The organism is Methylobacterium sp. 285MFTsu5.1 (assembly GCF_000383455.1).
In the GTDB taxonomy this organism is placed as follows: Bacteria; Pseudomonadota; Alphaproteobacteria; order Rhizobiales; family Beijerinckiaceae; genus Methylobacterium.
Map to the genome: position 1 here is coordinate 240,303 of NZ_KB911271.1, position 19,242 is coordinate 259,544.

Consider the following 19,242-nt stretch of genomic DNA (forward strand, 5'->3'; position numbering starts at 1 on the left):
CCCTTACCGGCCCGTCGCGGCCGCGTAGAGCGCCGCCGCGTCCCGCGCGGCGCGCATCGCCGCGGCGGCCCCGGGGTCGCGCAGGCGCCGCGCCACGCAGGCCAGCGCGTTCAGCGTCTCGCCCTCGGCGACGGCCGGGAGCAGCAGCAGGACGACGAGGTCCACCGGCCGATCGTCGACCGCGTCGAAATCGATCGGGTCGCGGAGCCGGGCCAGGATCCCGTAGGGGCGCGCGATGCCCTCGAGCCGCGCGTGCGGCAGGGCGATGCCGTCGCCGACCCCGGTCGAACCCAGGGATTCGCGCCGGATCAGCGCGGGGAGGATCGTCTCCGCGGCGAGGCCGAGGACGCCGGCGGCGCGGCGCGCCAGCTCCTCGAGCAGCGCCCCCTTGCCGGCGGCGCGCAGGCCGACGAGCGCGTCGGAGGGCGCGAGGATCCGGTCCACACTCATCGCGCGGGATCGCGGGCGCTGGGACACATCGGGTCGTCCTCGGGATCAGTGGGCGGTCGCGCCGCCGGCGCCGCGGTGCGGCGGGGCCGGCTCGTCGTCGGGCGCGCGCAGGCGGTAGCCGACACCGGTCTCGGTCAGCAAGATCCGCGGGCGCTCGGGATCCGCCTCCAGCTTCTGGCGGAGCTGGCGCACGTAGACGCGCAGGTATTGCGGATCGGACGAGGACGGCACGGAGCGCATCAGCTGCGCGTGGGTGAGCACCTTGCCGGCATGCAGGACCAGGACGCGCAGGAAATCGTACTCGCGCGGCGTCAGCTTCACCTCGGCCTCGTCGACCTTCACGATCCGGCGGACCAGATCGACTGACAGGGTGTCGACGCGGAAGATCGGCCGCTCGCCCCGCGCGGCGAGCTGGTGGCGCATGGCGGCCCGCAGGCGCGCCAGCAGCTCCGCCATGCCGAACGGCTTGGTCACGTAGTCGTTGGCGCCGAGATCGAGCGCCTCGACCTTGCCGCTCTCGTCGTCGCGGCTCGAAAGCACGACGACCGGGAGGTCGGGATGGCTCGATCGAACCGACCGCAGCAGGTCGTGGCCGCGCATGTCGGGCAGGCCGAGATCGAGGATCACGAGATCGACGCCCTCCCGGCCGAGCAGCGCCAGGGCGGTCCGGGCATCGGGCGCCTTCAGGATTGCGTAGCCCTGCGTGGCCAAGCCCATGCGCAGGAGCTTGCGGATCGGCGGCTCGTCGTCGACGACCAGGATCGTGGGGCTCATGCGGCGATGTCCCTGGGCGCGCTCCGGGCCGGAACCGGCAGGCTGACGGTGAAGCAGGCGCCGCCGCGGTCGGGGCGGTTCTCGGCCGTGACGGTGCCGCCCATCGCCTCGACGAAGCCCCGGGAGATGGCGAGGCCCAGCCCCGTGCCGGCCCGGACACGGTCGCCCTTCCGGACGCGGTAGAACTTGTCGAAGACCCGCTCCATATCCGCCTCGGGCAGGCCGTCGCCCTCGTCCAGCACGGCGATCCGGACCCGGTCGTCCGCGCGGCGCGCCCGGACCGTCACGGTCGAGCCCTCGGGCGCGTACTTGGCGGCGTTGTCGAGGAGGTTGACCAGGACCTGCTCGAACAGGACCGGGTCGAGCGCCAGCGGCGGCAGGTCGGCCTCGACCTCCACGGCGACGCGGTGGTCGGCGAGGATCTTCTGGGTGCGGCGCAGGGCGGTGTCGACGGTCTCGGCCACGTCCTGCGCGGAGAGGTTCGGCGCCACCGCGCCGGCCTCCAGCCGGGTCATGTCGAGGAGGTTGGCGATGAAGCGGTTGAGCCGCTCCGATTCCTCGATGATCGTCGCCAGCAACTCCGCCTTGGCGTCCGCGGGCAGCGCCGCCTCGAGGTCGCGCAGCGTGCTGGCCGCGCCCAGGACCGAGGCGAGCGGCGTGCGCAGGTCGTGGCTGATCGAGGTGAGCAGCGCCTGGCGCAGGCGGTCGGTCTCGGCCGCGCGCTCGGCCCGGTCGAGATCCTCCACGAGCCGGACCCGCTCGATGGCGAGGGCGCCCATGTCGGCCAGGGCGTCGAGGAGGCGGCGGCCCTCAGGCGACAGGATCGGCCCGGTGCCGTCGGAATCGAGGCCGATCACCCCGATCGTCCCGCGCCCGGTCCGCATCGGCAGGAACAGGCGCTTGGCGCCCGGCAGCGTGTCGGCGCCCCGGCCCGCGGGCTGGTCGTTGTCGAAGGCCCACTGCGCGGCCGCGAGATCGGCCTCGTCCAGCATGTCCTCGGGCGGGTAGCCCGCCCGCACCGTGACGGCCTGGCCGTCCGGCAGCAGGAGGACGACGCGCACCTTCAGCATCGCGGCGACCTGGGCGCAGGTGGCCCAGAGCACGTCGTCGAGGGTGCCGCAGGCGGCGAGCTTCCGCGAGAAGCCGAAGAGCCGTTCCGTGGCCCGCGCCCGGCCCTGGCTGACCACCGCGACGCGACGCGCGCGGGAGGCGAGGTTCGAGACCAGGACGGCCACCAGGGTGAAGAGCAGGAACGCCGCGACGTTGGTCGGATCGGCGATGGTGAGCGTGTAGACCGGCGGCAGGAAGAAGAAGTTGTAGGCGAGCGAGGCCGCCACCACCGAGACGAGGGACGGCCCGAGGCCCCAGCGCACCGCCACCGCCACGACCGCGGTCAGCAGGAACAGGTCGGCGTTCTCGACGCCCGCGTAGGGTTCCGCGACGATGGCCGCGCCGAGGCCCGCGGCGATCGCCGCCAGCGCGATCGCGTAGGGCCGCGCGTCGCGCCCCGGACGCGGCGCGGTCACCGCCACGGCGCGGCGCGCCGGCTTCTCGTCGGGGACGGCCTCGCCGGGGACGACGTGCACGCTGATGGCGCCGCTGTGCCGCACGAGGTCGTACACCACCGATCCGTTGACCAGCTCGAAGAGCCACGAGCGGTTCGCCTTGCCGACGACGATGTGGTTCACGTTGGCCGAGCGCGCGTAGTCGAGCACGTCGTCGGCGATCCGGCGCCCGCCCGGCAGGGTGACGGCGTCGCCGCCGAGGCGGTCGGCGAGCCGCAGGGCCTCGGCGATGCGGTCGCGCTCGGCCTCGCTCAGGGCTGCCGCCCGCGCGCCCTCGATGGAGAGCGCCGTCCAGGGGGCGTGCAGGCGGTCGGCCAGGCGCTTGGCGTGGCGCACGAGGCCGGCGGAGCGGGGATCCTCGTTCACGCAGACCAGCACGCGCTCGCCCGCCGCCCAGGGACCGGCGATCGCGTTGGCCCGCATGTGGCCGAGCAGCTCGTCGTCGACCCGGTCGGCGGTGCGCCGGAGCGCCAGCTCGCGGAGCGCCGTGAGGTTGCCGCGCGAGAAGTAGTGCTTGAGCGCGCGCTCGGCGTGCGTCGGGACGTAGACCTTGCCGTCCTTCAGGCGCTGGATCAGGTCGTCGGGGTTGAGGTCCACCACCTCGATGTCGTCCGCCCGGTCGAGGACGCCGTCCGGCACCGTCTCGCGCACCCGGATGCGGGTGATCGACGCGACCACGTCGTTGAGGCTCTCGACGTGCTGGATGTTGAGCGTCGTCAGGACGTCGATGCCGGCATCGAGCAGCTCCTCGACATCTTGGTAGCGCTTCGGGTGGCGCGAGCCCGGGGCGTTGGTGTGGGCGAGCTCGTCGACCAAGGCGAGGGCTGGCCGGCGCGCCAGCAGGGCGTCGAGGTCCATCTCCTGCAGGACGGTGCCGTGATACGGAACGGAACGGCGGGGGATCGTCTCGAACCCGTTGAGCAGGGCCTCGGTCTCGGCGCGGCCGTGCGTCTCGACGACGCCGACCACGACGTCGAGGCCTGCCTTCAGCCGCGCCCGCCCGACGGTCAGCATCTCGTAGGTCTTGCCGACACCGGGGGCGGCGCCGAGGAACACCTTCAGTCGGCCGCGCGTCCGTTCCCCGCGGCGCGCCGCTTCGAGCAGGGCGTCGGGGGAGGGGCGGGTCGGGTCGCGGCCGGTCTCGGGCATGATCGCCATCTTAGCAAAACGCCGCGGACAACGCGGGATCGTCGCGTCATTGCGAGCGGAGCGAAGCAACCCAGGGCAGCGGGATGCCGGTGAGCGTGGCGCGGCTGGATTGCTTCGCTCCGCTCGCAATGACGATGCGGAATCCGCAGCGTGCCGCATCGAGGTGCGCCCACGCTGTCGAACCACACGTGTCATGTCCGTCAGGCCGATCGACATCGATCCGGCCTGACGGGATGTCATCCAGAGCCGCTGTCGGGCGCGCCTCAGCGACGGGCGAGATCGTCGACCGCGAGGTTCAGCGCCAGCACGTTGACGCGCGGCTCACCCAGGATGCCGAGGGTGCGCGCCTCGATGCGGGACGACACCAGCGCGCGCAGCTTGTCCGCCGGGATGTTGCGGGCCCTGGCGACGCGGGGAACCTGGAAGTAGGCGGCCTCGGGCGAGATGTCCGGGTCGAGGCCCGAGCCGCTGGTCGTGACGAGGTCGACCGGGACGGGCGCATCCGGGTTCTCGGCCCTGACCACGTCGAGATCGCCCTTCACCCGCTCGGCGAGGGCGGCGCTGGTCGGCCCGAGATTCGAGCCCGACGAGTTCGCCGCGTTGTAGGGCGCCGGCACCGTCTTCGAGGCGTCGGACGGGTCCGGCGCCGTCGTCGCCGAGGGCCGGCCGTGGAAGTAGCCGGCTCCCGTGAAGTTCTGGCCGATCAGGCTGGAGCCGACGACCGTGCCGTCGCGCGCGATCAGGCTGCCGGCGGCCTTCGCGGGGAAGATGGCGCTGGCGAGGCCCGTCATCGCGAGGGGGTAGGCGAGGCCCGTGATCGCCGTCAGGGCGGTGAGCAGGACCAGGGCGGGGCGAAGCTGGTTGAGCATGGCAGGTCTCCGGGGACCGGTTCAGGCGAGGTGGAGGGCGCTGACGGCGAGGTCGATGGCCTTGATGCCGACGAAGGGCACCAGGACGCCGCCGAGGCCGTAGATCAGGAGGTTGCGGCGCAGCAGCGCGGCCGCGCCGACGGCCCGGTAGGTGACGCCGCGCAGGGCCAGCGGAATCAGCGCCACGATGATCAGGGCGTTGAAGATGATCGCCGACAGGATCGCGCTCTGCGGCGAGGCCAGGCCCATGACGTTCAGCGCCTGGAGCTGCGGGTAGAGCGTGAGGAACATCGCCGGGATGATGGCGAAGTACTTGGCCACGTCGTTGGCGATCGAGAAGGTCGTCAGCGCGCCGCGGGTCATCAGCAGCTGCTTGCCGATGCCGACGATCTCGATGAGCTTGGTCGGGTCGCTGTCGAGGTCGACCATGTTGCCGGCCTCGCGGGCCGCGACGGTGCCGGTATTCATGGCGACGCCGACATCGGCCTGGGCCAGCGCCGGGGCGTCGTTGGTGCCGTCACCGCACATGGCGACGAGCTTGCCGTCCGCCTGCTCCTTGCGGATCAGCGCGAGCTTGTCCTCCGGGGTGGCCTGGGCGAGGAAGTCGTCGACGCCGGCCTCGGCGGCGATCGCCGCCGCGGTCATCGGGTTGTCGCCGGTGATCATCACCGTGCGGATGCCCATCTGGCGCAGCTCGGCGAAGCGCTCGCGGATGCCGCCCTTCACGATGTCCTTGAGGTAGACCACGCCCAGCAGGCGGCCGTCCCTGGCGACGGCGAGCGGCGTACCGCCGGCCTTGGCGATCTCCTCCGCGATGGCGCGGATCTCGGTCACGACGCCGGTCTCGGCCTCGGGGCGGACGGCCAGGGCGACGTTGGAGTCGCGCGAGGCGATGGGCTGGCCCGAGACCGAGGCGATGACGGCATCGACGGCGCCCTTGCGGATCGACGTGCCCTGCAGATCCACCCCCGACATCCGCGACTGCGCGGTGAACGGCACGAAGGTGGCGTTCAGGCTCGCCATGTCGCGGGCGCGGATGCCGTATTTCTCCTTGGCCAGCACCACGATGGAGCGGCCCTCCGGCGTCTCGTCGGCGAGCGAGGCGAGCTGCGCCGCGTCGGCGAGATCCTGCGCGCTGACGCCGCGGACGGGGCGGAACTCGGTCGCCTGACGGTTGCCGAGGGTGATCGTGCCGGTCTTGTCGAGGAGCAGCGTGTCGACGTCGCCCGCCGCCTCCACGGCGCGGCCCGACATGGCGAGCACGTTGAAGCGGACCAGCCGGTCCATGCCGGCGATGCCGATCGCCGAGAGCAGCGCGCCGATCGTCGTCGGGATCAGCGTGACGAAGAGGGCGACCAGCACGATCACGGGGATGGACCCGCCCGCGTAGCTCGCGAAGCTCGGGATCGAGGCCACCGCGAAGACGAACACGATGGTGAGGCCGGCGAGCAGGATGTTCAGGGCGATCTCGTTCGGCGTCTTCTGCCGCGAGGCGCCCTCCACGAGGGCGATCATCCGGTCGACGAAGGTCGAGCCGGCCGCGGCGGTGATGCGGACCTTGATCTCGTCCGAGAGGACCTGCGTGCCGCCGGTTACCGCCGAGCGGTCGCCGCCGGATTCGCGGATCACCGGGGCGGATTCGCCCGTGATGGCCGCCTCGTTCACGGAGGCGACCCCCTCGATCACCTCGCCGTCGGAGGGGATCAGGTCGCCGGCCTCGACCAGGACGACGTCGCCGACCCTGAGCGTGGTGCCCGGCACCGTCTCGAAGGCCCGGCCCTGGCCGGTCAGGCGCTTGGCGGTCATCTCGGTGCGGGTGCGCCGCAGGCTGTCGGCCTGGGCCTTGCCGCGGCCCTCAGCGAGCGCCTCGGCGAAGTTGGCGAAGATCAGGGTGAACCACAGCCAGAGGATGATCTGGCCCGAGAAGAGCAGGTCGCTGCCGCCGGTGACGAGGTCGCGGACGAACAGCACGGTGGTGAGGAGCGCCACGACCTCGACCACGAACATGACCGGGTTTCGGATCATGGCCCGCGGATCGAGTTTTCGTAGCGAGCCGAGGAGGGCCGGCCCGATCAGGGCGGCGCTGAACAGGGATGACGTCTGACGCGACATGGGAGATGTCCGGAAGGGAGATTGAAGTGAGGCTGCCGTCCTTGCGAGCGCAGCGAAGCAGCCCAGGGCCGCGCTTCGCTGCGCGCGCGATCACGGTTGCGGAGGCTCAGCCCACGGCGCCGAGGGTGAGCGCGTAGGCGGCCAGCAGGGCGAAGCCGCCGAGCATCACGACGCCGAGGAGCGCCAGGATGAGGTCGGAGGTCCGCAGGGGCTGAGCGCCGCCGCGGTCGTGCCGCAGTGGAGAGCGGTGCAGCGCGAGGTGGTGGCGCGGGACGCGCCGGGCGGGGAAAGCGCGCGGCATCTCAGCCCCCTGTCGCGAAGGTCTGGCCGGCCGCGCCCGCGAAGTGCTCCACGATCGGGCCGAGCGCGAGCGACGGGAAGAAGGTCAGGCCGCCCATGATGAGCACGACGCCGACCAGCAGCCCGACGAACAGGCCGCCGTGGGTCGGGAACGTGCCCGCGGAGGCCGGGACCGTCTTCTTGGCCGCCAGCGAGCCCGCGATGGCGAGCACCGGGATCTTCACGAAGAACCGGCCGACCAGCATGCCGACAGCGAGCGTGCTGTTGTAGAACAGCGTGTTGGCCGTCAGCCCGCCGAAGGCCGAGCCGTTGTTGGCCGCCGCCGACGTGTAGGCGTAGAGGATCTCCGAGAAGCCGTGCGGGCCGGCATTGGCCGGGCCGGCGAGGCCCGCCGGCACCACTGTCGCCAGGGCGGTGAAGCCCAGCATCATCAGCGGCAGGCAGAGGATGCCGAGCATGGCCATCTTCACCTCCTTCGCCTCGATCTTCTTGCCGAGGTATTCGGGGGTGCGGCCGACCATCAGGCCCGCCACGAAGATCGCCACGATGACGAAGATCAGCATGCCGTAGAGGCCGGCGCCGACGCCGCCGATGATGACCTCGCCGAGCTGCATGTTGAGCAGCGGGATCAGGCCGCCGAGCGCCGTGAACGAGTCGTGCATCGCGTTCACCGCGCCGCAGGAGGCCGCGGTGGTGATCACCGCGAACAGCGCCGAGGCGCTGATCCCGAAGCGGACCTCCTTGCCCTCCATGTTGCCGCCGGTGAGCCCGAAGCTGCTGAGCACCGAGCTGCCGTTGGCCTCGGCCCAGTAGGTGACGGCGACGCCGGCCAGGAACAGGATTCCCATGGCGCCGAGGATCGCCCAACCCTGACGCTCGTCACCGACCATGCGGCCGAAGACGTTGGTCAGCGCGGCGCCGATCGCGAAGATCGAGACCATCTGGACGAAGTTCGACAGGGCGGTGGGGTTCTCGAAGGGGTGCGCGGCGTTGGCGTTGAAGAAGCCGCCGCCGTTGGTGCCGAGCATCTTGATCGCCACTTGGCTCGCGACCGGGCCCAGCGCGATGGTCTGCTTGGCGCCCTCCAGCGTCGTGGCGTCCGCGTAGGCGCTGAGCGTCTGCGGCATGCCCTGCCAGACCAGGAACAGCGTGTAGGGGATGCAGATCGGCAGCAGCACGTAGAGGGTCGCGCGGGTCACATCGACCCAGAACGAGCCGATCGTGCCGCTGGAGGCGCGGGCGAACCCGCGGATCAGCGCCACCGCGACCGCGATGCCGGTCGCCGCCGACAGGAAGTTCTGGTGCGTCAGGCCCAGCATCTGGGACAGGTACGACAGCGTGGTCTCGCCGCCGTAGGACTGCCAGTTGGTGTTGGTGATGAAGCTGGTCGACGTGTTGAACGCGAGATCCGGCGCCACCGCGCTCTGATCGGCCGGGTTCAGCGGCAGTACCGCCTGCAGGCGCAGGATCGCGTAGAGCACCGCGAAGCCCAGCACGTGGAACAGGATGACCGCGCCCGTATAGGCCAGCCAGTGCTGCTCCTGGCGGTCATCGATGCCGGACACGCGGTAGAGCCCGCGCTCGATCGGTCCGAGAACGGGCGAGAGGAGGGTGCGCTCTCCGGTGAAGACGCGGGTCATGTACGACCCAAGGGGCTTCACGAGCGCCAGAACGATCGCGCCGTACAGCGCGATCTGGATCCAGCCGTTGAGGGTCATGGGGAGAATCCGTCAGGGCCGCTCAGAACCGCTCGGGGCGGACGAGGGCGTAGGTGAGGTAGACGAGGAGGCCGGCGGTCACGCAGGCGCCGAGGGCGAGATCGAGGGTCATGGCGGCCTCTCTCAGAGCCGGTCGCAGGCGGCCGCGTAGCCGGCCGCCGCGGCGAAGAAGGCGAGGCCCGCTGCGAGGAAGACGATGTCGAGCATGGTGGTCGGGTCCGGTTCGGCGGACCGGCCGCGGAGGCTCCGCAACCGGCCTTGGCCGACCGGCAGTGTCGCCGGGAACCGCGTTAGGGTTCGAGCGGGGACCGGGCGGGAGTTTATAAGGGCCGCGTTAGGATCCGGCGTCCGCGCCGAAGCTGGCCCGAAGACCCGCGCAGGCGGCCGGCACGGTCAGCCACGCCGCGCCCGGGCAGAGACGGCGCCACCGGGCGCGATCGAGCCGGATCACCCCCGCCTCGCGGCCGAGGATGCCGCCGTAGGCGAGGCCGCAGACGCGGCAGCGGCCCGCAAGCGGCTGGATGGATAACCCCGGGGGTGCCGTGCCGGACGGCGACGCGGCTCCGGCGCTCACTGGACTCGCAGGGGTTCGAAGACGTTCAGCGCGAGCAGCGCGAGGGACACGGCGGACCACCCGCCGAGCGCGACGACCATCAGCGCGAAGACGCGGTCGGCCCTGCACTCGGCGAGGATGTAACGGACGATCGGCATGCGGAGGCTCCATCCGGGCTGATGCCCGATGGCGCGACCACGTCGGCATCGGCCGTGAGGGACCAAGACGCGCGCGGGGCGTCCGGCATAGGGATGTCATCAGGATGGGGGGCCAGCGCGCCCGTCAGCCCGAGAAAGCGCGGATCGAGCGCGTGCAGGACGCGGGGCGGTGAGACGTGGGCGCCGGATCCCGGGTCGGCCCGACCCGGCGATGCGGGGACGGGCTCGGGCGCACGGAGGGGATCTGGTTGCACGACGCAGCCCCTCCGGGAGCGTCCGGTCCGCGGCCGGGCGACGCCCTAGACCGTCGCGGCCTCGGGCTGCTCGGTCGAGTTGAACACGACCTCGCCGGTCCGCTCGCAGACCACGGTGACAGAGGTCGCCCCGTTCTCGCGCTGCTGCAGGGGGAGCTGCGCGAGCGCGTAGGCCGTCGCCGCCTCGAGGTCGCACGGCCACAGCTTGGTGAAGCTCTCGCGTTTTCCGCGGCGAAAAGTGATCTTGTAAGCCATCGTTTCCTCCGTTTTCACGGAAGATACACCTTCTCGGCGTGCCGCCACGCCGCGCCGAGACATGGCACCGATGCGTTCCGGACGGGATTGGAAGCGAGAAGCCGGCAGACGGGCGACGAACCGGGCGACGAACGGCGAGCCCGTGACTGGGGCGGGACAGCGATTCCCGTACAGCTTGATCCGCAAAATAGACCATGCGACGGTGCCGAATAATGAATTGCGCGCCCGCGGGCATCGCGCAGATCAGGCTTGGCAGGGCAAGGCGTCACCACTGGCGCGTCGGTGTCGGAGTGGTTCGAGGTATGTCCCACGCGCCGGCCGGATCACCCAGCGAGACAGGTCGGGCCGCCGACGCCGGCCCTAGCCGGAGCGCCGGGCCTCTCGATGAGGCCGGGGTCGCCAAGCAGAAGCTCGTCGAGGCGATCGAGAGCAGCTCGGAGGGCTTCGCGCTGTTCGACCCGGACGATCGCCTCGTCCTGTGCAACGGGCACTTCCAGGATTTCCATCCCGGCCTGTCGGCCATCATCGTGCCCGGCGTGACCTTCGAAGCCATCGCCAACGCCGTCGCGGAGTCCTGCGTTGTACGGCCGGACGGGATGAGCGTCGAGGCCTGGGTCGCCGAGCGCATCGCCCATTACCGCGCGCCGCGCGGTCCGCTTCTGCAGCAGCGCGTCGACGGCCGCTGGGTCCAAGTCAACGAGCGCAAGACCAACGACGGCGGCGTCGTCGCGGTATACACCGACGTGACCGAGATCAAGCGCGCCGAGCAGGTGCTCCAGGCGACGCAGGGGCGGCTGACCTACCTGCTCACCGCGTCCCCGTCGATGATCTGCAGCTTCGAGGTGGGGGGCCGCAACGCGCCGACCTTCATCAGCGAGAACGTGCGCGATCTCCTCGGCTACGAGCCGGGCGACTACCTGTCGGGGCCGGAATTCTGGCTGGAGCGGCTCCATCCCGACGACCGCGACCGCGTTCTCGCCGAGTTCCCGAATCTGCTCGCGGACGGGCACAACGTCATCGAGTACCGGTTCCGGCACGCGAACGGCACCTATCGCTGGGTCCGGGACGAGCAGCGCCTCCTGCGGGACGCGACGGGCCAGCCCGTCGAGGTGGTCGAGTCCTGGAGCGACATCACCGAGCGCAAGGAGGCCGAGCTGGCGCTGCAGAAGCAGACCGCCTTCGTCGAGCTGCTCCAGGCCGCCGCCGCGGCCGCCAACGAGGCCCCGACGGTCGAGGACGCCCTGCGCTTCTGCCTCGAGCGCGTCGCGCAGCACGCCGGCTGGCCCGTCGGTCACGCCCATATCCTGGCCCGGGACGGGACGCGGACGCTGCTCCCGACCGGCATCTGGCACTGCGACCCTGGCGCGGATGTCGCGCGATTCCAGGCTGCCACGGCCGCCACGTCGCTGGCCGCCGGATCGGGCCTGGCCGGCCGCGTTCTGGTCTCGGGCGCGCCGGAATGGAGCGTCGGGGACCCGTCGATGGCCGCGGACCCGCGCGCGCCGGCGGCGGTCGAGCACGGCATCCGGGCGGGGTTCGCCTTTCCGGTGACGGTCGGGCGCGACGTCGTCGCGGTACTGGAGTTCTTCGCCCGTGACGCGTCCCCGCCGGACGCCTCGTTGCTCCGGGTCATGAGCAATATCGGCGCGCAGCTCGGCCGCGTGATCGAGCGCAAGCAGGCCGAGGAGAGCCTGCGTCAGGCGAAGGAGGCGGCCGAGGAGGCGAGCCGCGCCAAGAGCAGCTTCCTCGCCAACATGAGCCACGAATTGCGGACCCCGCTCAACGCGATCATCGGCTTCACCCGGCTGGTGATGCGGCGGGCGAAGGATGTCCTGCCGGTCAAGCAGTTCGAGAATCTCGAGAAGATCCTGGCGAGTTCCGAGCACCTGCTCTCGCTGATCAACAGCATCCTCGACCTCGCCAAGGTCGAGGCGGGGCGCATGGAGGTGAAACCCTCGGACTTCGCCCTGGAGCCGGTCCTCGACCTGTGCCTCCGCACCGTCGAGCCCCTCGTCAAGAACGAGGGCGTGCGCCTCGTCCGGGACGTCCGGGACCCGCCCCCGATGCTGCGCACGGACGAGGAGAAGCTACGTCAGATCCTGATCAACCTGCTCAGCAACGCCATCAAGTTTACCGAGGCCGGATCGGTCACGCTCCGCGTCCGCTCGGTCGATGAGGGCATCGAGTTCGCCGTGATGGATACCGGCATCGGCATCCCGGCGGGCGCCCTGAGCGCGATCTTCGAGGAGTTCCATCAGGTCGACAACAGCGCGACCCGGTCCCACAGCGGCACCGGGCTCGGGCTCGCGATCAGCCACCGGCTCGCGCGCCTGCTCGGCGGCCGGATCGGCGTCGAGAGCCGCGAGGGCGAGGGCTCGACCTTCACGCTCACCATCCCGCCGCGGATCGCCGGCGGCGCCGAGGTGCCGCCGCCCCCGAAGCCGGCACCCGCCGCCGTCACCGCGCCGCGCTCGGGCGCCAAGGTCGTGCTGGCGATCGACGACGATCCCAACGTCGTCTACCTGCTGAAGGAGAACCTCGCCGATGCCGGCTACACGGTCGTCGGGGCGGCGAGCGGCCAGGAAGGGCTGGTCAAGGCCCGGGAGCTGCAGCCGCGGGCCATCACCCTCGACATCATGATGCCCGGCACCGACGGCTGGCAGGTCCTCCACGCGCTGAAGACCGATCCGCTGACCCGGGACATCCCGGTCGTCTTGATCTCCATCGTCGACCAGAAGGAGCTCGGCTTCCGGCTCGGCGCGACCGACTACATCGTGAAGCCGTTCGAGCGGGAGGCCCTGATCGGCGCCCTTGCTCGGATCGCCCCCGACAACGAGCGAGTCCTCGTGATCGACGACGATCCCAACGTGCCCGACCTCGTGCGCCAGCTCCTCGACTCGGAGCACTGCACCGTCGACTGGGTGGCCGACGGGGCGGCCGGACTGGAGCGCATCGCGCAGGCCCGCCCGAGCGTCATCCTCCTCGACCTGCTCATGCCGCGGATGGACGGCCTCGCCTTCCTGGATGCCCTGCAGGCGGATCCCTCCGCCCGGTCGATCCCCGTCGTGGTCCTGACCGCCGCGTCCCTCGACTCCGCCGAGCGCGGCATGCTCCGCGAGCGCGTGCTCGGACTGATCGACAAGGGCGGACTCGATCGCGCCGCCCTGGTCCGGGAGGTCCGCCGCGTGCTGCCGGTCCTGGAGACCGAGACCGCCGACGGTGACCGATGAGGTCGGACACGACCCGTTCCTGGCGGCCCGCGACGCCCGGGACCGGCCCATGAAGCGGATTCTCATCGTCGAGGACGTCGCGCTCAACCGCGATCTGCTGACCCAGTTGCTCGAGGACGAGTACGAGATCCTGATCGCCGTCGACGGGGCCGCCGGCGTGGACATGGCGATCGCGCACCGGCCGGATCTCATCCTCATGGACCTGTCGCTGCCGCTCGTCGACGGCTGGGAGGCGACGCGCCGCATCAAGGCCGACGCGACGACCGCCGCCATCCCCGTGATGGCGATCACCGCCAACGCGATGACCGGCGACGAGGACCGCGCGCGGGCCGCCGGCTGCGACGACTTCATGACCAAGCCCGTCGACGAGGACCTGCTCTTCGCGAAGCTGCAGCACTGGCTCGGCTGAGCGCGGCCGTCTCACGCCAGGAAGGGAGGACCCGTGGAGCCAGCCCGCATCCTGATCGTCGACGATGAGCCCTTCAACCTCGACCTGCTGGAGCAGGAGCTGGAGCTCCTCGGCCACGCCAGCGTGCGGGCGGCGAACGGGCGGGCGGCCCTCGATCGGCTGAGCGAGGAGCCGTTCGACCTCGTGCTCCTCGACGTGATGATGCCGGCCCTGGACGGCTACGCCGTGCTCGAGCGGATGAAGGCCCACGAGGCGTGGCGCCACACGCCCGTCGTGATGATCTCCGCCCTCATGGAGATCGGCAGCATCGTCCGGTGCATCGAGCTCGGCGCCTTCGACTACCTGCCGAAGCCCTTCGAGCCCGTGATCCTGGAGGCGCGCATCCGGTCCTGCCTGGAGCGGAAGCGGGCGCACGACCGCGAGGTCGCGCATCTGCGGACCATCGAGCGCGAGCGCAAGCGCGCCGACGAGCTCCTGCACGCCATCCTGCCGGTCTCGGCCGTGGCGGAGCTGATGGAGACCGGGCAGGTCAAGCCGCGGCTGTTCGGCGACGTCGGCGTCCTGTTCATCGACCTCGTCGGCTTCACCACGTGGTGCCACGATCAGAGCCCGGACGTCGTCGTCGCGGAGATCCAGCGACTCGCGGAGGCCTTCGAGGTGGTCGCGCAGGCGCGCGGCCTGGAGAACATCAAGACGATCGGCGACGCCTTCATGGCCACGGCCAACCTGCTGCGGCCGCACGACGACCCGGTCTCCGCCGCCATCCGCTGCGCCGCCGACATGGTGGCGATCGCGGCCGAGGGCGAGCCGGGCTGGCGGATCCGCGGCGGCATCCATATCGGGCCGGTCGTCGGCGGCATCGTCGGCCGGACGAAGTTCACCTTCGACCTGTGGGGCGACACCGTGAACGTCGCCGCCCGGCTCGCGGGCCTCGGCGACGGGTGCGCGCTGCACCTGTCGCGCGAGGCCTTCGCGCGCCTGCCGGACCCGCGCGACGTCCGGCCGATCGGCCCGGTGACGCTGAAGGGCAAGGGCGCGGTCGACGTGTACTGCCACGCCCTCGCGGCCGGCGACGCGACCCCGGCCTGAGACGCCCGCGGCGGCCGCGGAGCGTTCCGGATTGCGCAGCAAGAAGCGGGATGCGGCGCGCCGGGACGGAGCTTAGGGCCCCGTCCCGGAGGTGCACCATGACCCGTTATCGCTGCGTTCCGATCCCGACGGAGACCGCCGATCGCTTCCGTACCACCGGCCTTGACGACCGGGACAACCCGGTTCGTCGGGTCGTCGCGACGGCGGATGGCGGCTTTCCCTGCCGACACTGCCTGCAGCTCGGCCGGCCCGGCGAGACCATGCTGCTCGGATCCTACGATCTGCCCGAGCCGCGCGGGATCTACTGGACACCCAGTCCGATCTTCCTGCATGCGGACGAGTGTAAGCGCGCCGAGGCGGCCGACGGCCTCGCGCCGATCGTCCGCGCGAACACGCTGGTCTCGGTCCGTGCCTACGACGCGGACCATCTCTGCCTCTACGATCTCGGGCAGGTCTGTCCCGGGAGCGAGGCCGAGGTTCCGCTCCGCCGCGCCCTCGACGATCCGCGCACCCGCTTCGTCAACATCCACACGGCGCGGCCCGGGTGCCTCCTGTCCCGCGTAGAGCGCGTCGCCGATTGAGCGCGAGCCACCGAGCCGCCCAACGGGCCTTTGCGGGGCTCGGTCAGGCCGCGACGTGGATATGCTCCTGCGCGTTGATGAAGGCCGCTACGCCAGCGGCCGGGATCGGCCTGCTCAGCAGGTAGCCCTGGACCTCCGAGAACCCGCTCGCCCGCAGCCGGGCCAGCTGCTCCGGGGTCTCGACGCCCTCGGCCGTCGTCGTGATCTTCAGGCTGCGGCCGAGTTCAGCGACGACGTGGACGATCGCTGCCGCCTCGTCCTTCTCCAGGAGGTTCCGGACGAAGGACTGGTCCAGCTTGATCTTGTCGAATCGGAAGGTGTTCAGGGAGGAGAGAGACGAGTAACCGGTCCCGAAATCGTCCATCGAGAACCGCACGCCTAAGGAGCGCAGGCGGCTCAGCATCTCGAAGCTCGCCTGATCCTGGCTCAGGATCACCGACTCGGTGATCTCCAGCTCGAGACGGTGGCTCGGCAGCTCGGTCTTCAGCAGGACCTCCTCGACGAAACGGTCGAGATTGCCTTCGCGGAACTGGATCGGCGAGATGTTGACGGCGACCCGCAGGGAGCCGGGCCACGTCATGGCATCGGCGCAGGCCCGTTCGAGCACGTAGGCGCCGAGGGCGTCGATCAGCCCCGTCGCCTCGGCGACCGGGATGAACTCGCCGGGCGAGATCATCCCGCGTTCCGGGTGGTGCCACCGCGCGAGGGCCTCGAAGCTCGTCACCGCGTTCGTCGCCAGGTCGAACAGCGGCTGATAGTGCAGCTCGATCTGCGCGGTGCCGATCGCCAGCCGCAGCTCGCGTTCCAGCCAGCGCCGCTGGTTCTGACGCTCCTCCATCTCCTGCTCGAAGACGCGGACGCGCCGACCGCCGTCGGCCTTCGCGGCGTAGAGGGCGACGTCGGCGCGGCGCAGGAGATCGTCGCCGTCGGCATCCTCCGTGCCGGAGACGGCGATACCGAGACTCCCGTCGACGGACACGAACTGGCCGGCGAGGAAGAATGGCCGCCTGAGCTGGATCAGGATCTGCTCCGCCAGGGCGAGGACGCCGTCCGGCAGGTCTGCCTCGAAGAGGACCATCGCGAACTCGTCGCCGCCGAGGCGCGCCACCGTGCCGCCGGACGGGCACAGTCCGGTGAGGCGGCGGCCGACCTGTCGGAGGAGCTCGTCGCCGGCCGGATGTCCGAGGGTGTCGTTGATGCCCTTGAAGTCGTCGAGGTCGAGACAGATGACGGTCACCGCCCGGCCGCCGACCGCATGGTCCGCGAAGGCGGCGGCCAGACGGTCGGCCAGGAGCGCTCGATTCGAGAGGCCGGTCAGCGCGTCGTGGGTCGCGAGATGCGCGATCCGCGCCTGCGCGGTGACGCTCGCGGTGACGTCCTCGTGGGTCTCCACCCAGCCGCCATCGGCCATCGGCTCGACCGTGATCTCGATGCAGCGGCCGTCGGCCAGCGTCCGGGTGAGGGTCCGGCGGATCGGCCCGCTCTCCGCGGCCGACCAGTCCGTGAGACCAGCGAGCCGGTGAACCTCATCCTGTGTCGGGTCGAGATCCAGCACGCCCGGAGCGATCCCGTAGATCCGGCAGAACTGGGAATTGTAGACCTTGAGCCGGCCGTGGACGCCGAACATGCACAGGCCCTGGGACATGTTGTTCAGGGCGGCGTCGAAGCGCTCGTTCTGCTCCTGCAGCTGCCGCTCGCGCTCCGTCAGGACCGTGTTCTGCCGGAACACGTCGTCGCGCAGCTGATCGCGCTCCGAGAGGGAATGCTCGAGCACGACGACGGCCCGCGCGATATCGCCGACCTCGTCGGCACGGTCGATATCGGGCACGCTGACGTGCCAGTTGCCGCGCGCGACCTCGGAGACGGTCTGGGTGATGCGCACCAGGGGACGGGTGATCCGGCTCGACAGGAAGAGCATGACGACGGCGACGAGGCACAGCGTGAGACCGGCGACGACGCTGAGCGTCCGCAGCAGCGCGCGCGAGCTCTCCTCGCCGATGCCCACGACCTTGCCGGTGAGTTGCTGCAGCTCCCGCAGCGGCGCCGCGACGCAGAGGCGTATGTCGGGCGGCTGCGGGATGCAGCGCGCGACCTTCTCGGCGCCGAGCACGGCGTGCAGCTCAGCGCCCGACGCGGGTCCGAGCTGGGCGTTGGAGACCTCCGAGCCCGCCGAGGAGAGGAGGTTCTGGTCGGCGAGGATCAGGACGTCGCGGTTGCTGAGGGACGCGAACGCCGTCAGGGTCGGCTCGTGCGCGCGCAGGACCCGGTACCCGACGAGGCCGCCGATCACCTCGCCGAAATCGTCGAACAGCGGCTCGCCGAAGATGTCGGCGACCGTGCCGCTCTCGGTGGCGGCGAGCGCCCGCGCGAGCGCGTCGTCCCAGCGCAGCGACAGCACGAACCCGTCCGCGTGCTCCCGATCGTTGCGGGCGAGCACGGCCCGCAGGGACGCCGCGACGGGCGACGTCCGGAACGCCGCGTTGGCGGCGAGGAGGTCCGCCTCGACGCGGTCGGCGGTCAGGGCGCGGAGATTGAGGTCGAAGGCGATGGCGCCGTCGAGATCGGCGAGGGCGAGAGCCGGCCGCAGAAGCTCCGAGGCCGCCACCGTGTTGCCGGAGAAGACCGCCTTCGCGACGTCCCAGCGCTTGGACATGGTGGCGAAGCGCCGCTCGACGTCCTCGCGCTGCATCTGCAGCCGCGCCGCGGCGAGCTTGGCGTCGCTGAGCAGGCGGTCGGAGAGCTGGGCCTCGGACCAGGTCGAGACCTCCTGCGCCTGCTCGCGGAGCGTCTGGCCGGAGCGCAGAACCACGAGGAAAACCAACGCCGCCAGCGCGATCGCGGCCGTCGAGAGCGTGGCGCCGACGAGGCGCGCGCGCAGGGAACGCGAGAAGACGGTGCCCGTCACGGCCTGAGCGGGGCGCCGCCCCGCTCCGCCATGACCTGTCCCGCGCGGTCGGAGGTCGCGAAGGCGAGGAACGCCGACGCCGCGGCGTCGCGCGTGGCGGCCTTGTAGATCAGCGCGAGGGTCACGGCGCTCGGATAGGTCGGATCGCGCGGGGCCCGGCCGTCGATCGTCAGGACCGCGAGATCGCCCGCGAGCGCCGGCGAGTACGGTCCGAAGCCGATCGCGCCGGGCGTCTCCCGCACCGTGGCGATCGCGTCCTGGGTCGTGGTCGCGGTCTTCGAGCGGCTGGTCAGGACGAGGTCGCGCCAGCCCGGCATGGTGGCCCGCAGGACCGTGAGCGTGCTGTCCGTGTCCTCGCGCCGGACGACGCGGATCTTCAGATCGGGACCGCCGAGGGCGCTCCAATTGTCGACCGTGCCGGCGAAGATCGCGGCGGTCTGCGCGCTGGTCAGGTTGGTGACGCCGACGCCCTGATGGACGAAGATCGCCGAGGGGATGCGGGCGAGCGGCACCTCCACGAGTCCCTGGGCCTTCTCGGCCTCGGTCAGCGGGCGCGCGACCCGCCCGAGCCTCTGGCGCTCGCCGCCTACGGCCGCGACGGCGCCGCCGGAACCGATGCTCGGCGGCACCGACACGCGCGCGTCGCCGCTCTCGGCATTGTAGGCGGCCGCCACGGCCTGGAGCATCTCGATCCCGTCGCCCGTGCCGACGACCGCGAGGTCGTCCGCGCGCGCGGCGGCCGGCAGGGCCAGGAGGATGATTCCGCCCGCGATGATGCGCCGAAGAGACGTGAATAACAGTGCCATAACCCGAGAATGCGCCTCGAGTGTTTAACCCGAGGTCACCGGATACCGTACACCGAAGGTGTGGT

At 71.3% G+C, this 19,242-nt stretch carries 17 protein-coding genes; 4 read left to right on the forward strand and 13 right to left on the reverse strand.

Annotation, left to right across the window (positions count from 1 at the left end; genetic code table 11):
- Nucleotides 1-3: 3 nt before the first annotated feature.
- From H288_RS0105420 to H288_RS0105475, 11 genes are all read right to left on the reverse strand, one after another.
- A complete protein-coding gene (locus tag H288_RS0105420) occupies nt 4-450 on the reverse strand; it encodes a PTS sugar transporter subunit IIA (RefSeq protein ID WP_020091575.1) in 447 nt (148 codons plus the stop codon).
- 45 nt (nt 451-495) lie between these two features.
- Nucleotides 496-1,224, reverse strand: a complete 729-nt coding sequence (locus H288_RS0105425) for a response regulator transcription factor (RefSeq protein ID WP_020091576.1) — start codon at nt 1,222-1,224, stop codon at nt 496-498.
- Entirely contained in the window at nt 1,221-3,938 is a 2,718-nt protein-coding gene (locus H288_RS0105430) for a sensor histidine kinase KdpD (RefSeq protein WP_026604688.1), read from the reverse strand. Before H288_RS0105430 ends, H288_RS0105425 begins: the two co-directional genes overlap by 4 nt.
- Before the next feature lie 263 nt (nt 3,939-4,201).
- Nucleotides 4,202-4,807, reverse strand: coding sequence for a K(+)-transporting ATPase subunit C (locus H288_RS0105435; RefSeq protein WP_020091578.1), 606 nt, complete (start codon nt 4,805-4,807; stop codon nt 4,202-4,204).
- 21 nt (nt 4,808-4,828) lie between these two features.
- A complete protein-coding gene (kdpB, locus tag H288_RS0105440) occupies nt 4,829-6,919 on the reverse strand; it encodes a potassium-transporting ATPase subunit KdpB (RefSeq protein ID WP_020091579.1) in 2,091 nt (696 codons plus the stop codon).
- Between the two features lie 106 nt (nt 6,920-7,025).
- Nucleotides 7,026-7,220, reverse strand: coding sequence for a hypothetical protein (locus tag H288_RS0105445; protein ID WP_020091580.1), 195 nt, complete (start codon nt 7,218-7,220; stop codon nt 7,026-7,028).
- A gap of 1 nt (nt 7,221) precedes the next feature.
- Entirely contained in the window at nt 7,222-8,937 is a 1,716-nt protein-coding gene (gene kdpA, locus H288_RS0105450; RefSeq protein ID WP_020091581.1) for a potassium-transporting ATPase subunit KdpA, read from the reverse strand.
- Nucleotides 8,938-8,959: 22 nt separating this feature from the next.
- The gene (locus tag H288_RS32140) at nt 8,960-9,049 is read right to left on the reverse strand and encodes a K(+)-transporting ATPase subunit F (RefSeq protein ID WP_020091582.1); all 90 of its coding nucleotides are present in this window, start codon (nt 9,047-9,049) and stop codon (nt 8,960-8,962) included.
- An 11-nt stretch (nt 9,050-9,060) separates the two neighbouring features.
- On the reverse strand, nt 9,061-9,189 hold the full coding sequence (locus tag H288_RS36230) for a hypothetical protein (protein ID WP_280806640.1): 129 nt from the start codon (nt 9,187-9,189) through the stop codon (nt 9,061-9,063).
- A gap of 318 nt (nt 9,190-9,507) precedes the next feature.
- The gene (locus H288_RS35575; protein WP_020091584.1) at nt 9,508-9,648 is read right to left on the reverse strand and encodes a hypothetical protein; all 141 of its coding nucleotides are present in this window, start codon (nt 9,646-9,648) and stop codon (nt 9,508-9,510) included.
- A 299-nt stretch (nt 9,649-9,947) separates the two neighbouring features.
- Nucleotides 9,948-10,157, reverse strand: a complete 210-nt coding sequence (locus tag H288_RS0105475) for a hypothetical protein (RefSeq protein ID WP_020091585.1) — start codon at nt 10,155-10,157, stop codon at nt 9,948-9,950.
- 302 nt (nt 10,158-10,459) lie between these two features.
- Here H288_RS0105475 and H288_RS0105480 point away from each other — a divergent pair, with 302 nt between their 5' ends.
- The 4 genes from H288_RS0105480 to H288_RS0105495 all read left to right on the forward strand — a co-directional run bounded on the left by H288_RS0105480 (nt 10,460) and on the right by H288_RS0105495 (nt 15,466).
- Complete coding sequence (locus H288_RS0105480) at nt 10,460-13,387, forward strand: response regulator (protein ID WP_026604689.1); 2,928 nt, start codon at nt 10,460-10,462, stop codon at nt 13,385-13,387.
- Nucleotides 13,388-13,436: 49 nt separating this feature from the next.
- Nucleotides 13,437-13,796 carry a response regulator gene (locus tag H288_RS0105485; protein ID WP_026604690.1) on the forward strand — a complete coding sequence of 120 codons (360 nt, stop codon included), beginning with the start codon at nt 13,437-13,439 and terminating at the stop codon, nt 13,794-13,796.
- A gap of 33 nt (nt 13,797-13,829) precedes the next feature.
- Entirely contained in the window at nt 13,830-14,885 is a 1,056-nt protein-coding gene (locus H288_RS0105490; protein WP_020091587.1) for an adenylate/guanylate cyclase domain-containing protein, read from the forward strand.
- A gap of 98 nt (nt 14,886-14,983) precedes the next feature.
- Nucleotides 14,984-15,466 carry a DUF1203 domain-containing protein gene (locus tag H288_RS0105495; RefSeq protein ID WP_020091588.1) on the forward strand — a complete coding sequence of 161 codons (483 nt, stop codon included), beginning with the start codon at nt 14,984-14,986 and terminating at the stop codon, nt 15,464-15,466.
- A gap of 43 nt (nt 15,467-15,509) precedes the next feature.
- Here the strand turns inward: H288_RS0105495 and H288_RS0105500 are convergent, their stop codons facing one another.
- The gene (locus H288_RS0105500; protein WP_020091589.1) at nt 15,510-18,371 is read right to left on the reverse strand and encodes an EAL domain-containing protein; all 2,862 of its coding nucleotides are present in this window, start codon (nt 18,369-18,371) and stop codon (nt 15,510-15,512) included.
- On the reverse strand, nt 18,368-19,177 hold the full coding sequence (locus tag H288_RS0105505) for a substrate-binding domain-containing protein (RefSeq protein ID WP_020091590.1): 810 nt from the start codon (nt 19,175-19,177) through the stop codon (nt 18,368-18,370). The genes H288_RS0105500 and H288_RS0105505 overlap by 4 nt, the downstream gene beginning before the upstream one ends.
- Nucleotides 19,178-19,242 lie beyond the last annotated feature (65 nt).

Bases quoted from the DNA above. Each gene is read 5' to 3' on its own strand.
- H288_RS0105505 (WP_020091590.1), bottom strand. From the start codon at position 19,177: ATGGCACTGTTATTCACGTCTCTTCGGCGCATCATCGCGGGCGGAATC.
- H288_RS0105485 (WP_026604690.1), top strand. From the start codon at position 13,437: ATGAAGCGGATTCTCATCGTCGAGGACGTCGCGCTCAACCGCGATCTG.
- H288_RS0105420 (WP_020091575.1), bottom strand. From the start codon at position 450: ATGAGTGTGGACCGGATCCTCGCGCCCTCCGACGCGCTCGTCGGCCTG.
- H288_RS0105430 (WP_026604688.1), bottom strand. From the start codon at position 3,938: ATGCCCGAGACCGGCCGCGACCCGACCCGCCCCTCCCCCGACGCCCTG.
- H288_RS0105480 (WP_026604689.1), top strand. From the start codon at position 10,460: ATGTCCCACGCGCCGGCCGGATCACCCAGCGAGACAGGTCGGGCCGCC.
- H288_RS32140 (WP_020091582.1), bottom strand. From the start codon at position 9,049: ATGACCCTCGATCTCGCCCTCGGCGCCTGCGTGACCGCCGGCCTCCTC.
- H288_RS35575 (WP_020091584.1), bottom strand. From the start codon at position 9,648: ATGCCGATCGTCCGTTACATCCTCGCCGAGTGCAGGGCCGACCGCGTC.
- kdpB (WP_020091579.1), bottom strand. From the start codon at position 6,919: ATGTCGCGTCAGACGTCATCCCTGTTCAGCGCCGCCCTGATCGGGCCG.
- H288_RS0105495 (WP_020091588.1), top strand. From the start codon at position 14,984: ATGACCCGTTATCGCTGCGTTCCGATCCCGACGGAGACCGCCGATCGC.
- H288_RS0105445 (WP_020091580.1), bottom strand. From the start codon at position 7,220: ATGCCGCGCGCTTTCCCCGCCCGGCGCGTCCCGCGCCACCACCTCGCG.
- H288_RS0105425 (WP_020091576.1), bottom strand. From the start codon at position 1,224: ATGAGCCCCACGATCCTGGTCGTCGACGACGAGCCGCCGATCCGCAAG.
- H288_RS0105435 (WP_020091578.1), bottom strand. From the start codon at position 4,807: ATGCTCAACCAGCTTCGCCCCGCCCTGGTCCTGCTCACCGCCCTGACG.
- H288_RS0105475 (WP_020091585.1), bottom strand. From the start codon at position 10,157: ATGGCTTACAAGATCACTTTTCGCCGCGGAAAACGCGAGAGCTTCACC.
- kdpA (WP_020091581.1), bottom strand. From the start codon at position 8,937: ATGACCCTCAACGGCTGGATCCAGATCGCGCTGTACGGCGCGATCGTT.